12 protein-coding genes and 1 other RNA gene are annotated in these 12,850 nt (G+C 61.8%); 3 read left to right on the plus strand and 10 right to left on the minus strand.

The features are described 5' to 3' along the window. Window position 1 precedes the first annotated feature (1 nt). The 5 genes from GOB90_RS06775 to rnpB all read right to left on the minus strand — a co-directional run bounded on the left by GOB90_RS06775 (window position 2) and on the right by rnpB (window position 5,531). Window positions 2-2,002 (minus strand): peptidoglycan D,D-transpeptidase FtsI family protein, encoded by a 2,001-nt coding sequence (locus tag GOB90_RS06775; RefSeq protein ID WP_242011859.1) that lies wholly within the window; start codon window positions 2,000-2,002, stop codon window positions 2-4. 244 nt (window positions 2,003-2,246) lie between these two features. Continuing rightward, window positions 2,247-3,161, minus strand: coding sequence for a cell division protein FtsL (ftsL, locus tag GOB90_RS06780; protein ID WP_146886243.1), 915 nt, complete (start codon window positions 3,159-3,161; stop codon window positions 2,247-2,249). Continuing rightward, a complete protein-coding gene (rsmH, locus tag GOB90_RS06785; protein WP_146886245.1) occupies window positions 3,161-4,249 on the minus strand; it encodes a 16S rRNA (cytosine(1402)-N(4))-methyltransferase RsmH in 1,089 nt (362 codons plus the stop codon). The genes ftsL and rsmH overlap by 1 nt, the downstream gene beginning before the upstream one ends. Further along, on the minus strand, window positions 4,246-4,737 hold the full coding sequence (gene mraZ / locus GOB90_RS06790; RefSeq protein ID WP_146886247.1) for a division/cell wall cluster transcriptional repressor MraZ: 492 nt from the start codon (window positions 4,735-4,737) through the stop codon (window positions 4,246-4,248). The genes rsmH and mraZ overlap by 4 nt, the downstream gene beginning before the upstream one ends. A 395-nt stretch (window positions 4,738-5,132) precedes the next feature. Further along, window positions 5,133-5,531: RNase P RNA component class A (gene rnpB / locus GOB90_RS06795), an RNA gene on the minus strand. Window positions 5,532-5,648: 117 nt separating this feature from the next. On the opposite strand from rnpB, the gene GOB90_RS06800 reads away from it, so the two are divergent. Then, a complete protein-coding gene (locus GOB90_RS06800) occupies window positions 5,649-6,734 on the plus strand; it encodes an alpha/beta hydrolase (protein ID WP_146886249.1) in 1,086 nt (361 codons plus the stop codon). A 24-nt stretch (window positions 6,735-6,758) separates the two neighbouring features. On the opposite strand, the gene GOB90_RS06805 is transcribed toward GOB90_RS06800, so the two are convergent. Continuing rightward, complete coding sequence (locus tag GOB90_RS06805) at window positions 6,759-6,941, minus strand: hypothetical protein (protein ID WP_146886251.1); 183 nt, start codon at window positions 6,939-6,941, stop codon at window positions 6,759-6,761. A gap of 324 nt (window positions 6,942-7,265) precedes the next feature. On the opposite strand from GOB90_RS06805, the gene GOB90_RS06810 reads away from it, so the two are divergent. After that, window positions 7,266-7,946: a glutathione S-transferase gene (locus tag GOB90_RS06810; RefSeq protein ID WP_146886253.1), complete on the plus strand. Its 681-nt coding sequence runs from the start codon at window positions 7,266-7,268 to the stop codon at window positions 7,944-7,946. A gap of 15 nt (window positions 7,947-7,961) precedes the next feature. Here GOB90_RS06810 and GOB90_RS06815 read toward each other — a convergent pair whose 3' ends face one another. After that, window positions 7,962-8,216 carry a putative hemolysin gene (locus tag GOB90_RS06815; protein ID WP_146886255.1) on the minus strand — a complete coding sequence of 85 codons (255 nt, stop codon included), beginning with the start codon at window positions 8,214-8,216 and terminating at the stop codon, window positions 7,962-7,964. A gap of 426 nt (window positions 8,217-8,642) precedes the next feature. On the opposite strand from GOB90_RS06815, the gene GOB90_RS06820 reads away from it, so the two are divergent. Beyond that, the gene (locus GOB90_RS06820; RefSeq protein ID WP_146886257.1) at window positions 8,643-9,020 is read left to right on the plus strand and encodes a PRC-barrel domain-containing protein; all 378 of its coding nucleotides are present in this window, start codon (window positions 8,643-8,645) and stop codon (window positions 9,018-9,020) included. A 281-nt stretch (window positions 9,021-9,301) separates the two neighbouring features. On the opposite strand, the gene GOB90_RS06825 is transcribed toward GOB90_RS06820, so the two are convergent. The 3 genes from GOB90_RS06825 to mrdA are packed head-to-tail and all read right to left on the minus strand — an operon-like array spanning window position 9,302 to window position 12,846. Next, entirely contained in the window at window positions 9,302-9,685 is a 384-nt protein-coding gene (locus tag GOB90_RS06825; protein ID WP_146886259.1) for a DUF3293 domain-containing protein, read from the minus strand. 54 nt (window positions 9,686-9,739) lie between these two features. Continuing rightward, window positions 9,740-10,915: a rod shape-determining protein RodA gene (rodA, locus tag GOB90_RS06830; RefSeq protein WP_146886261.1), complete on the minus strand. Its 1,176-nt coding sequence runs from the start codon at window positions 10,913-10,915 to the stop codon at window positions 9,740-9,742. A 59-nt stretch (window positions 10,916-10,974) separates the two neighbouring features. Beyond that, window positions 10,975-12,846, minus strand: a complete 1,872-nt coding sequence (gene mrdA, locus GOB90_RS06835) for a penicillin-binding protein 2 (RefSeq protein ID WP_373322156.1) — start codon at window positions 12,844-12,846, stop codon at window positions 10,975-10,977. Window positions 12,847-12,850: the final 4 nt, after the last annotated feature.

Here is a 12,850-nt window from a genome sequence, read left to right on the forward strand (position 1 = left end):
TTCAGCCCCGCCGCACAGTGTTAGCCGGCCGCACCGTCTGCTCCGCCGAAGCCGGCACCACAGCCCCGCGTGCGCTCTCCCGGGCTTCTTCCGCCGCCCGCTTCTTCTGCGCCTTCTCTTCTTCCGCCGCCGCGCGCGGATCACCCGGATCGTTCCCCGGCCCAAGCGCCCGCATCCCGCGCGGAACCGCCGGACGCAGCGGGATCGCCATCTGCGCGTCGATCTGCGCCGCGTGTTCCGTGTCGGGGAAAATCTGGAGCATCGGCCCGACACGGGTGATGATCTTCGAAACCGTCGGCGCCGCGTTCCACGCCGCCGTCGTCCAGCCATGCGTCGCCGGCGTCGCCTGCGGACTGTCAAGCATCACATACACCGAGTAACGCGGGTTGTTCATCGGAAAGATGCCGGTAAACGCAGCAATGTTCACATGCTTCAGATACCCGCCATGCGGGCCGATCTTCTCCGCCGTGCCGGTCTTGCCGCCCACGAAATACCCCGGCGATTCCGCCGTCTTGCCCGTGCCCAGCGTCACGTCCAGCCGGAGAATGCGCCGCAGCAGCGCCGAAGTCTCCGGCGAAAGAACCTGCGTCCCTTCCGGCGTCACAACCCGGGGCGCTTCCCCCGTGCCGTCACCCGTGTCCCTGCCATCGGAAACCCGCACCACGGAAGCCGGCCCCTCGTTCTGCGCCGTATCCGCCGCCGTCGAAGCCTCATCCGAAGGATCGTCACGGTCCAGCAATGTCGGCTTCACCAGAACGCCGCCATTCACCGTCGCCGCCGTACCGCGCACGATCGCCAGCGGCGGCTCGGCCACACCATGCCCGAACCCGACCGTCATGACCGTGGAAATGCCCCAGTTGCGCTGCGCCGGCACGATAGGCCGTCCCGCTTCCGGTAACTCCACCGGCACAGGCGCGAAAAAGCCCATATTGCGCAGCCAGTCACGCTGGCGAACCGCACCCACATCCAGCGCAATATGCGCCGCCGCCGGGTTGGACGAATACGCCATCACTTCCGTCAGAGTCAGCCAGGGCGTGAAATGATCGGACTTCATGTCCGCGATGTGAAAGCGCCCCACCCGGATCGGAATGGAGGAAAACCGGTCCCACGGATGCGCCACGCCAAGCTGCAAAGCCATCGCCGCCGTCTGCAGCTTGAACGTCGAACCCGGCTCATACATGCCCGTCACCGCCCGGTTGAACCGCGCGTCCGGCGAGGCATGAGCAAAATCGTTCGCGTCATAGTCAGGCAGACTGACCATCGCCACCAGTTCGCCCGTCCGCACATCCATCACGATCGCGCACGCGCCGATCGCTTTGAACTCGTCCTTCGCCTTCGCCAGTTCCTCGCGCACAACCGACTGCACCCGCACATCGAGCGAGAGTTTCAGCGGCATCTTGTCGCTGTTCAGACGCTTGTCGAAAAACCGCTCAACGCCGGCAATGCCGTGATCGTCAATGTCCACGCCACCCATGATCTGAGACGCCACGATCCCGAGCGGATAATGCCGCCGCTCACCCGCCTCGAAATAAATCCCCGGTATACCGAAATTATTGATCGCCAGTTCCTGCTGCAACGTGATGTTGCGCGCCAGATAAACGAACTGCTTCTGCGTCGAGAGACGCCGCACCGTCTCCGCCTCGTCAAGCTGCGGCAACACCGATTTCAACTTCTTCGTGACATCCCCGGGATCAATCAGCTCACGCGGATTGGCATAAACCTGCGCCACCGGCAGCGACACCGCCAGCGCCTGCCCGTTCCGGTCCACAATCATCGCCCGGTGAACCTGCGGCAGATTCAGCGCGCCCGCCAGCGATCCCTTCGGATCGATCTTCGGAATGTCGGGAACCTGCGGCGCAATCTGCCGCTGCTCCGGCGCCATCGGAGAAATCACCGTCGCAAAGGTCAGCTTCAGCGCAACCGCCCCGAACAGAGCGCCAAAGCCCGCCGCCACCGCCAGAAGCCGGACATGCATACGCTCAAGATGCGCCCGCTCGCGCATCTCATTTCCGGTCACATGAACATCACGGGGTAAATGCCCCCCGGTCAGGTCCTGCAGGTCAGGTGGCGGCGTCTGACGAGGCATAAAGGGTGGCGTCTCCTCGAAAGTTCGGGATCGTCACCCGAGGATTGATCCCGTCCGGAATAGCCGGGGGCAGGACATGAAAATCAGAGAAAGCCGCGCCGGCCGGGCCGGTCCGGCACATAAAAACAGAAAACACGCACGCCGTAGCAGAGACGCAGTGTCAGTTCGAGACCGGCATCGGAGGCGGCAGCCCGCCACCCAGCGAAGACCGCCCGAGCAGCGACCCGTTATAAGACGCCCGCGCCTCCACATAGCGCGGCGACGCCACCGTCGTCGGATGCCATGCCGCCACCGTCACCGGAGACGAAGCGCGAGGTGCCGTCCGCTGATACGCGGCAACCCGTGTCACGCCCGCATGCAGGGCAGGGCGCTCGCTGTCGGACACCGTCACGCCATGATGAACCGGCGTGGCATCCGCCACCATCGTCCGCGCCGCCGCATGATGCTCAGCCACCGCCGGTTTTTCACCCAGCGCCGTTTCCAGATCATCCGTGTCCGCAGCACGCCGCGCCGGCTTAACCAGCTCATGCCGCACCGGCGCCGGGGCGGAAGCCAGAGCCACAGCAACCGGATGCCGGTCAGCCAGGCGGGGCTTCGGCGCGTCCACCGTATTTCCCGCGACCAGAACAGAAGGTTTCCTCTCGGCCACCACCGGCGCCGTCTCGGCGCGCGGCGCCTCATGAGCCACGGATGCAACCTTCTCCGGCTCAGCCGGGAACGCCTTCACATCAGCGGCAGCCAGTGTCGCCCGGATCGCCTCACGCGGGTTCGGTGTGTGAATCGTCCCCGGCGCGGGCAGATGCTGTCCCAGATCCGCCATCCTGACGAACTGCTTCGGCGCCATCGGCTGAATCTGCGGATCGAACCGCGCTACCAGATGCGACAGCCGGTCCGGCTGATTCAGCAGCGCCCACTGCGTCTGCAACATGGCCGTCTGCTGACGAATATGCTGCGTGTCCGTAACAATTCCCGAAATCTGCTTATCGAGCATCGTCGTCTGATGCTTCGCCGTATAGAGATACATCCCGGAAGAACCGGCCAGCACTGCGCAGCCAAGAGTGACATATCTGAACATCAGGGCGTTCCTTCACGGGAGGACGAAACAGGGGGAGCGCCGGCATTCGCTGCACGCCCTGCGTTACTGAAATCACTGCCGGAACCGTCCGCGGACGGTCCATTACAAATAAGAGCGCGAAGTTTCGCGCTGCGGGCACGAGGATTCCGAAGGCACTCCGCCTCCGAAGGCCGCATCGCCTTGCGAAAAGCCAGCCTGAAAGGTGCCTGAACCTGCCCGCGCGCAACAGATCGCGGATCGTAGCGCGACGGCCCCGGCTCCTGACCCGCCGCCGCCGCCATCGCACGCTTCACGATACGATCTTCAAGCGAATGAAACGACACCACAACAAGACGTCCGCCCGGCGCCAGAATCTCAAGCGCCTGAGCCAGACCGTGTTCGATCTCGCCCAGTTCATCGTTCACCGCAATGCGCAATCCCTGAAAACTGCGCGTCGCCGCATCAATTCCCGAACGGTCGGACGGCACGACAGCACGAATGGCCGCCGCAAGCTGCGCCGTCGTGCGAAACGATTCCTGCGCCCGCGCCGCCACCAGCGTTTTCGCAACCCGCCGGGCATGACGTTCTTCACCATAGTAATGAAAAATGTCAGCCAGCTCCGCTTCGGATGCCGTATTCACAATGTCAGCGGCAGAACGACCGGCCTTCTCCATCCGCATATCCAGCGGCCCGTCCACACGAAACGAAAATCCGCGATCCGCCTCGTCTATCTGAAAAGACGAAACCCCGAGATCCAGCATCACACCATCAACAGACGAGACGCCGACCGCTTCAAGCATGTCCCGCATGGTTCCGAAACCACCATGCAGCAGACCAAGACGCGGCAAACCCGCCGCATTCCGGCCCCATCGCGCCGCCAGCAGCTCACCGCGCGCAATCGCATCCGGGTCCCGGTCGATGCCCCACACCCGGCAATCCGCCGCCGCCAGAACGGCATTGGCATAACCGCCGCCGCCAAACGTGCCATCGACATAAACTTCACCGTCGGCAGGCGCGAGAATCCGAACTACCTCGTCCCGCATGACCGGGATATGTCCCGGATCATGATCCGGTATCGCAACAGAGTCCGAAGGGGTCATGGCGTTCATGCATCACCCCCGGAACGATCCCCGGCATCCGCGCCGGGACGATTGCCCGGCAGCGTCACCCGACGGGAACGGAGTCGCGCCTCGGCCCGACGTTCCGCCGCCGCGCCAGGCTCCCAGATCTGGAAAATCCGGCCCAGCCCCATGAAGGCGACCTCATCGCCGATTCCCGCATGCTCGCGCAGAAATTCCGGAATGATGATCCGCCCCTCACGGTCCGAATCGATCGGATACGCATCCGCATAGAGCGCAGCGGCCAGATCATCATGGTCGTCCGAAAACATATCGAGACGATCAAGCGGCTGCCCCAGCGCGGAAAACACCGCCGAAGGCCACGCCTCGATGCAGGCCTGTGTGTGGGAAGGACGAAGCACCATCAGCGATTCACCCTCGACCGCCTTCGCCCGCAACACCGTGCGAAACCCGGCCGGAATCGAAACACGCCCTTTGGCGTCGATCCGATTCTGGTGTGTGCCGAGAAACACGCTCACAGGGCTGCTGGTCCTTCATCAGGAGACGATCTGTGTCCATTTGGGCTGTGATGTCCTGAATGTGGGATACCATGGGATTTTATGGGACGTCAAATGAAACTCTAATAAAAAATGGCAGAAAACCGGGAAAAATAATACATTTGTGGTCTTAATGTGGTCAGGAGCATTATTCGTATATCAAAAGTAAATAGAACAGATGTTCTCATTTGTGTTCTTGTTATGTTCTTTTGGTAATATTTGCCCCCGGAAGACCGCCAAAACGGGTCTTATTTTCCGGACAAACGGCTTCCGTAACGTTTCCCGTATCCGGCCGACGCATCGCAACGACCGCGCACGACGCAGCCCCGCAACAGTCACTGCAAAAACCGGCCGTTCACTCTGATAAAAGAATTAAGTCTGCCAGACGGTCTGTAAGCCGGGTTCTGTACAGCCCGAAAATCAGGCTGTGACGACCATTCCTCTGGGACACGTCTCGCAACGTGCCTCACGCGACCAACCCGGACGACGAGGCGGGAGAGCCCCCGGCAGCCACGTCGCCGCGCTGCCTGTCGTCCCTATTCGGTCTTGCTCCCGGTGGGGTTTGCCCTGCCGCCGCCGTTACCGGAAGCGCGGTGCGCTCTTACCGCACCGTTTCACCCTTACCTCCAGCCCGCAAGCAGGCCCGGAAGGCGGTCTGTTTTCTGTGGCACTTTCCCTGAGGTCACCCTCGCCGGTCGTTAACCGGCACCGTTCTCCCGTGGAGCCCGGACTTTCCTCCATCACCCGAAGGCAACAGCGGTCGCCCGACCGTCTGGCAGGCGCGGAACCTGCTCCACGCAACCCCGACCGTCAAGCCCGGCATTAGGCGATACAGCATCCGCCTGTCACGATACCCTCACCACGTCGTCCAAACAGCAGAAGCCCGCCCCGAAATGTCCCGGATCACAGCTCAGACCACACCATCCCCGCCAGCACAGACCGCCGCCGATCCCACACCTCCGCACGCATCCCCGGCCGGACTCCCGACAAACGGCCGCCCGGATCTCGTCACCCGACTCTTTCTTTCTCTCATGAATCGCCGCGCCACACGCGCCGCCAGACAGAGAGCAAAACACCCGGACCACAAACCCGCCACACGGGATCATCTGGAAACCCTCGCCCAGCTCCGCAAACTTGCCAACCGCCCGTCATTCCCGATGGCGCTCTCCGCCCTGCCACTCCGCCGCGTCCTCTCCCTGCGCGTTCCCGGCGCGACCGAACTACGCCCCGCAAGACTCTACATTCCGCATGGAAAGGTGAGGGGAGCCGTGCTCTTCCTGCACGGCGGCGGCTTCGTGCATTGCGGCCTCGACTCCCATCACGGGATCTGCTGCCGTCTCGCCCGCGCCTCGGGCGCCGCCGTTCTCTCTTTCGATTACCGCCTCGCGCCGGAAAACAAATTTCCCGACGCATTCGAGGATTCCTGGGCAGCCCTCAGCTGGCTCGCCTCCGAAGCCTGGCGCTGGGGCGGCAAAATCGCCGTCGCCGGTGACAGCGCCGGCGGCACCCTCTCCGCCGTACTCGCCCAGCGCGTTCGCGACCGGAAGCGCGCGGATCAGAAACCCGGTATCGACCTCGCGTTTCAGGTGCTCTTCTATCCCGCGACGCATGGCCTCAAAGACTTCCCGTCGCGAAAAGCCTTTGCAAAAGGCTATTTCCTGACAATGGGCATGCTGGAATGGTACGCCCTGCAATATGTCAATTCCATCGCGGATGTCTCCAGCCCGATCTTCTCTCCCGGGCTGCAACCCGACCTGAAAGACCTCGCCCCGGCACTCGTCATCACCGCCGAATTCGATCCCCTTCGTGACGAAGCCGCCGCCTATGCCGAAGCCCTCCGCGAAGCCGGCGTCTCCGTCACCTTCCTCTGCATGCCCGGCACCATCCATGGCTTCCTGAATTTCTACCCGCTGATGTGGAAAGGAAAACGCGCCCTCCGCCTCGCGGGCAACTCACTCAGGAAAGCCTTTGCGGACTGAGGTGATCCTCAGTCTCCGGAAACCTCAGTAACCCGGTCCGTTCCCGCCACGAGACTGCGGCCCCTGGCCACCGTTCGGACCATTCATATTATGCGGGCCACCATGGCCGTAACCGTCATGTCGCCTGTGATGATAATGATCGTGAGAACAGGCCGATAAAGACGCCCCAAGGCCGATCATCAGGCAAACCATAAGAATTTTCTGCATCGCATCCTCCATTGATGGCAGGGCCCACCTTAGCCACCGTAACCACGGCTCTATTGCGGCGACGATGTAACAAAGAAAAAATCACGAAGTTGCCCGCCCGCCGGAATTTCATCACCGCACCCGGAAATTCCGGCCTCCGGACAATGAATGACGCAGGCCTCATTCCTCTTCCGGCCCGCCCCGCTTCCGGCCCGTCAGACAAGCCCGCGGGCACATCCGGAAATAACAGCCCCAAACGAAACCCGTGCCCCATGCGTTACATGACAACCGCATCGGAACACCGAATATCTGTTACCGGGCATCTGTTAAGGGCAACACACCGATATGATCATCGTGCATCACCTGGAGAACTCCCGCTCGCAACGCGTGCTCTGGCTGCTCGAAGAACTCGGCCTGCCCTATGAAATCCGCTTTTACAAACGTGACCCCAAAACAATGCTGGCCCCGCCATCCCTCCGGAAAATCCACCCGCTAGGCAAATCGCCCATCATCACGGACGGCGACATCACCCTCGCCGAAAGCGGCGCCATCATCGAATATATCTTGGACCGGTACGGAGAAGGCCGTCTGCGCCCGCCGCGGGACACGCCGGAATACCGGCAGTTCATCTACTGGCTGCACTATGCCGAAGGTTCCGCCATGCCGCCACTGGTCCTCAAACTGATCTTCAGCATGCTCCCGTCGCGCGTGCCATTCTTCCTGCGCCCCTTCGCCGCCCTCATTTCAAAAGGTGTGCAGGACAGGCTGATTGATCCCGAACTCAAACGTCACAGCGATTTCTGGGAACAAAGCCTCACCAAAACAGAATGGTTCGCCGGGCCGGACTTCACCGCCACCGATATCCAGATGAGCTTCCCGCTCGAAGCCGCCTCATCCCGCTCCGGGGCCGTGCGGAAACTGCCCCACGTCAACGCATTCCTGCAGAAAATCCACGCCAGACCGGCCTGTCAGCGCGCTCTCAAAAAAGGCGGCCCCTACATCTTCGCCACGACCGGACGAAGCTGATACCCCGCTTCCGCATCATTTTTTCCGCGCCTCGCTCCGGAAAAGCGACCATTCCTCAACCACCCGGCCGTTCGGCAGATGGCAATACCCCACGCTGCCACCGGCCTCTTTCCGGATCTCCAGCGTGCCGCCGACCTTCTGACAATAAACCGAGGCCGGATTAGGCATCCCGATCACCTGCGAAGAGCGGCCATCCGTCCCCGACGGGGCCGCGTGCCCAGAACAGCCCGCCAGCAGACAAAAAAGACCCGGAACAAACAGCTTTCTCATCACTATTATACTTCTCCACCATCACTCGTCCGAAATATCGGACTAAAACTCATCATGATGACCGGATATACATTAAAACCATACTGCCCGATATCTCGGACCTGTACACCGAAGCCCCGGAAAATCCTGCGATACATCCTCCCCTGCGTCAGGCATCACCCGGATACGATCATTCGTGAATTCACGACCCGAAGCGGTGCGAAATCTCCTTCGCATCGAAAAGCGATAAACAGAATACCATGCCGCACACAGCAAACTTCGTGACGGAACACCTGGAACAGCCATATGGCAAAATGAACGAAAAATTACATAAATAATATACAAAAAACGAATGAAACAGGCGTTAACTGTAGCATGCATGGGAGACAGACCCGCAGCCCGTATCCAGACTGCAAACGTCCCCCATTCCACCACCGGAGATTTATCATGTCCGAAACAATGACGACCCATACACGCGAAACCACCAGCCTTATCGCCTCCGATAAGGTCGAAGGAACCGCCGTCTATGCGCGTTCCGGAGAGCGGCTGGGGACAATCTCGAACTTCATGGTCAATAAGCAGACAGGACAGGTCGCCTACGCCATCATGAGTTTTGGCGGCTTTCTGGGAATGGGCAATAAATACCACCCGCTCCCATGGAAAAACCTGAACTACGATCCGGAACGGGGCGGCTATGTCGTCGATCTCATGCCCGAACAGCTTAAAAGGGCGCCCGCCTACGATGCGGACGATGTCCCGAACTGGGCAAACCCAAGTTACCGCGCCGGAATAGACGATTATTACAGCCGGACACCCCTTATGTGACTCAGGATGAAAACCCGGCACGCCCCGTTCCCCGACCGGAGCGGGGCGTTGTCACGCCATACCCGACAAAGAATTTTCTCAGCCCGTCAGCCCGTCAGCCCGTCAGCCCGTCAGCCCGTCAGCCCGGAAAGCACCGAAGCAACTCATTAAAAAGCAGGCTTCATGTCCCCGGAACAGATACTGATAAAACAAGCGCCACCCGGAAGCATGACGGTTCCCGATACAACGATTTTATTCGCAACCGGATACTCCGCCGTCTTCCTGTAAAACCGTGCTGCTTCTTACCTCAGCAAAATAAGCCGGGCGATCTGGTCGCGTCTCACCAGAACCACTCCATTCTGCCGGAACAACCGCGCCAGACACAGACTCTTCGCCAGCGGCATCCGCGCCGCCACCAGAGATTCCGCCCAGCGCCCCAGGCGCCCTTCTCCGGCGATATAGTCATATCGACGCAGCTGCTCAGACAGCCGCTCCATCATCCGCCCGTTCCACCGGTCCGGATATCGCCGTCCGCCCGGATTGCAGGCACTGAGAAAAACAATATCCCCGCGCTCCGTCACATTCCGTGCCCGCCGCCCGACACGCACGTCCAGCGCCCCGGCGCGATAGGCCGTCAGACAATAAGCCCGAAAAAGGGCAGGGGAGAGCACACGAACACGCCCCATCAGAGACCGCTCAGACGCAACAGCCTCATCGCATCGCCTCCGTGACCACGAAGATCACGACTGTTCGTCCGGCTCCTCGCCAAACCGCGAATTCCGATGCACCCACACCGACATCAGCAACCCGAAGCCGAGCATCACATTCAGCATCGCCGAGCCGCCATAAGACACCAGCGGCAACGGCACGCCCCCCACCGGAATGGCCCCCATCACCATCGACAGATTGACCAGACAGTAGAGAAAGAAGTTCACCGAAATCCCCAGCGCCAGCAATCTCCCGAACCGGTTCCGGCTGCGGATCGCCATCATCATCCCGCCCAGAATCAACACCAGCAACAGCACGATCACCATCGCCCCGCCGACATATCCCCACTCCTCGGCAATCGTCGTGAAGATAAAATCGGTCTGTTTCTCAGGCAGAAAATTCAGCTGCCCCTGCGTCCCGTGCAGATAGCCCTGGCCCCACATGCCCCCCGAGCCCAGCGCGATCTTCGACTGGATGATGTTGTAACCCGCCCCCAGCGGATCGCTCTCAGGATGCAGAAACGTCGTAATACGCGCCTTCTGATAATCATGCAGATGCTCATAGGCGATTTTCGCCAGCATCGGCACCGGCACCGCCAGCAACGCGATCTGCCAGAGCCGCATGCCGGCGGCAAAGAACACCGCCGCCCCGATCCCGCCGATAATCACCGCCGTCCCGAGATTGGGCTCCTTCAGCACCAGCCCGACCGGCACCAGAACCATCACCGCCGGCGGAATCAGCCATAACGGATTGCCCATCCGCGCATAGGATACCCGCGAAAACCATGTCGCCAGCATCAGCGCCAGCGCCACCTTGGCATATTCAGACGGCTGAACCTGCGTCCCCGCCAGCATGACCCAGCGTTCCGCGCCCTTGCCAACATGCCCGGCCCGCAGCACCACGATCAGCAGCGCCAGCGAGACCACATACAGAGGCACCGCCACCCGGACCAGCGCCTTCGGCGGCAGCATCGCCACCGTCACCATCAGCACCAGACCAAAACCGAACCGCATGGCCTGCGGTCCCGCAAACGGCTTCGCGGAACCGCCGCCCGCCGAATACAGCGCGACATAACCGACGCCCGCCAGCCCGCAGATCAGCAGCACATAAAGCCAGCTCACCCGCCACAGCTTCGACAAAATACGAAAACTCGGCTCAGCCCGCAGCAACCGTTTGCGGAAACGCCTCAGCGGCTTGCGCGAGTCCAATGCCAGTCCCTCCGTCTGAAAATCCCGCTCACATTAACAAATACTGCCGGACAGCGGGATCAGCCGGCGTCAGCCACCGTCTGCCCCGGCTGCGTCCGATGATTGACCGGATCGCGCAGCAGCGTGTCCGTCATGATGTCGCGCGCCAGAGGCGCCGCCACATCCGCGCCGGCATTGCCATGCTCGATCACCAGCGAAACCGCATAGCGCGGCGCGTCATACGGCGCAAAACAGATAAACAGAGCATGCGGCCGGTATTCCCACGGCAGAGAAGCGGAGTTGAAGTGCCCGCTCTCACGCATCGCCCGCGACACACGCCGCACCTGCGCCGATCCCGTCTTGCCCGCCATCTCAACACCGGGAATGGTCAGCCGCGCTTTCGGCGCCGTCCCGTGCGGCTCGTTGACAACCGCAAACATGCCCTCGCGAATCGCCTGAAAATATTTCGGGTCCATCGGCAGTTCCGGCCAGTGCTGAGGATCAATCTGCCCGCCAATATCCCCGTTCAGCGCCCGCACCAGATGCGGCCCCACCGCCCGGCCCGTGGCAATACGGGAGGCATAGGTCGCAAGCTGCAACGGCGTCACCTGCACAAAACCCTGCCCGATGCCGCTGACAACCGTGTCACCGCCATTCCAGTGATGTTTGTGTTTCTGCCGCCATTCCGGTGTCGGAATCAGCCCCGGACGCTGCTGCGGCAGCTCGATCCCCAGCTCGGTGCCCAGTCCCAGCGCATGAGACGTCCCGGCAATCGGGTCCATCCCGATCCGGTGCGCCACCTCATAGAAATAGACGTCGCACGAATATTTCAGAGCCAGATGCAGATCGACAGACCCGTGCCCGTGCTTCGCCCAGCAATGGAACCGCGCCCCGCCCATGTCAAAATGACCGGGACAGAAAAACCTGTCCGTCGGCGTGATCGCCCCGCTGCTCAGCGCCGCCATCGCCACCGCCGGCTTGAACGTCGAGCCCGGCGGATAAACACCCGCCACCGTCTTGTCGATCAGCGGCGTCCGCTGGTCGTTCGTCCATTCCGCCCATTGCGCCCGGCTCACGCCACTGTCGAACAGAGACGGATCGAAAGACGGCGTGCTGCACATCGCCAGCACCTCGCCGTTGCGGCAGTCCATCACCACCGCCGAGGCCGCCATGTCCCCGATCCGGTTCTGAATCGTCTGCTGCAAACCAACATCGATCGTCAGCGCAACCTCGTCGCCCGGCGTGCCCTCCTGCCGGTCCAGCTCCGCCATCACGCGCCCGACCGCGTTCACCTCCATCTCCACGGACCCGGCCTGTCCGCGCAGCAGAGTGTCCTGACTCTGCTCGATCCCCGCCCGTCCGATCCGCATTCCCGGCAGCGCCAGCAGCGCGGACTTCGCCACATCCTGCTCGTTCGAAGGCGCCACATACCCCACCGAATGCGCCAGCAAAGGCCCGAACGGATAAGACCGCGTCGTCCCCACATCGATCAGCACGCCGGGCAGGGCAGGAGCGTTCAGCTCGATCCGCGCCATCTCATCCCAGGACAGGAACTCGCGCAGCATCACCGGAACAAATTTCCGCTTATGACGGATCTCGCGCCCCAGCCGCGACCTGTCCCGCTCGTCCAGCGGCACAATCGCCGAAAACCGCTCGATCGTGTTCTGCACGTCCGTCGTCTCTTCCGGCAGCAGCAGGGCACGCCAGTTGGTCCGGTTCGCCGCCACCACAACGCCAAACCGGTCAACAATCAGCCCGCGCGGCGGCGCCAGAAGCCGCTTGCTCGTCCGGTTCCGGTCCGCCAGCTTCGCAAAATGATCGCCATTGCTGATCTGAAGATCATAGAGCCGCCGCCCCAGTGTCCCCAGCGCCGCCGTCTGCGCCGCCATCAGAAGCAAAGCCCGCCGCGTAAAAACACCACGTCCAGGATCTTTCTGCTCCTTCTCCGGCATCAGC

Source organism: Acetobacter oeni, from assembly GCF_011516825.1.
Lineage (GTDB): Bacteria > Pseudomonadota > Alphaproteobacteria > Acetobacterales > Acetobacteraceae > Acetobacter > Acetobacter oeni.

Excerpts from the sequence above, each read along its gene's own strand:
- GOB90_RS06825 (WP_146886259.1), bottom strand. The coding sequence starts at position 9,685 with ATGGGGCGTGTTCGTGTGCTCTCCCCTGCCCTTTTTCGGGCTTATTGT.
- GOB90_RS06775 (WP_242011859.1), bottom strand. The coding sequence starts at position 2,002 with ATGCGCGAGCGGGCGCATCTTGAGCGTATGCATGTCCGGCTTCTGGCG.
- rsmH (WP_146886245.1), bottom strand. The coding sequence starts at position 4,249 with ATGAACGCCATGACCCCTTCGGACTCTGTTGCGATACCGGATCATGAT.
- GOB90_RS06800 (WP_146886249.1), top strand. The coding sequence starts at position 5,649 with ATGTCCCGGATCACAGCTCAGACCACACCATCCCCGCCAGCACAGACC.
- ftsL (WP_146886243.1), bottom strand. The coding sequence starts at position 3,161 with ATGTTCAGATATGTCACTCTTGGCTGCGCAGTGCTGGCCGGTTCTTCC.
- GOB90_RS06820 (WP_146886257.1), top strand. The coding sequence starts at position 8,643 with ATGTCCGAAACAATGACGACCCATACACGCGAAACCACCAGCCTTATC.
- GOB90_RS06810 (WP_146886253.1), top strand. The coding sequence starts at position 7,266 with ATGATCATCGTGCATCACCTGGAGAACTCCCGCTCGCAACGCGTGCTC.
- GOB90_RS06805 (WP_146886251.1), bottom strand. The coding sequence starts at position 6,941 with ATGCAGAAAATTCTTATGGTTTGCCTGATGATCGGCCTTGGGGCGTCT.
- mrdA (WP_373322156.1), bottom strand. The coding sequence starts at position 12,846 with ATGCCGGAGAAGGAGCAGAAAGATCCTGGACGTGGTGTTTTTACGCGG.
- GOB90_RS06815 (WP_146886255.1), bottom strand. The coding sequence starts at position 8,216 with ATGAGAAAGCTGTTTGTTCCGGGTCTTTTTTGTCTGCTGGCGGGCTGT.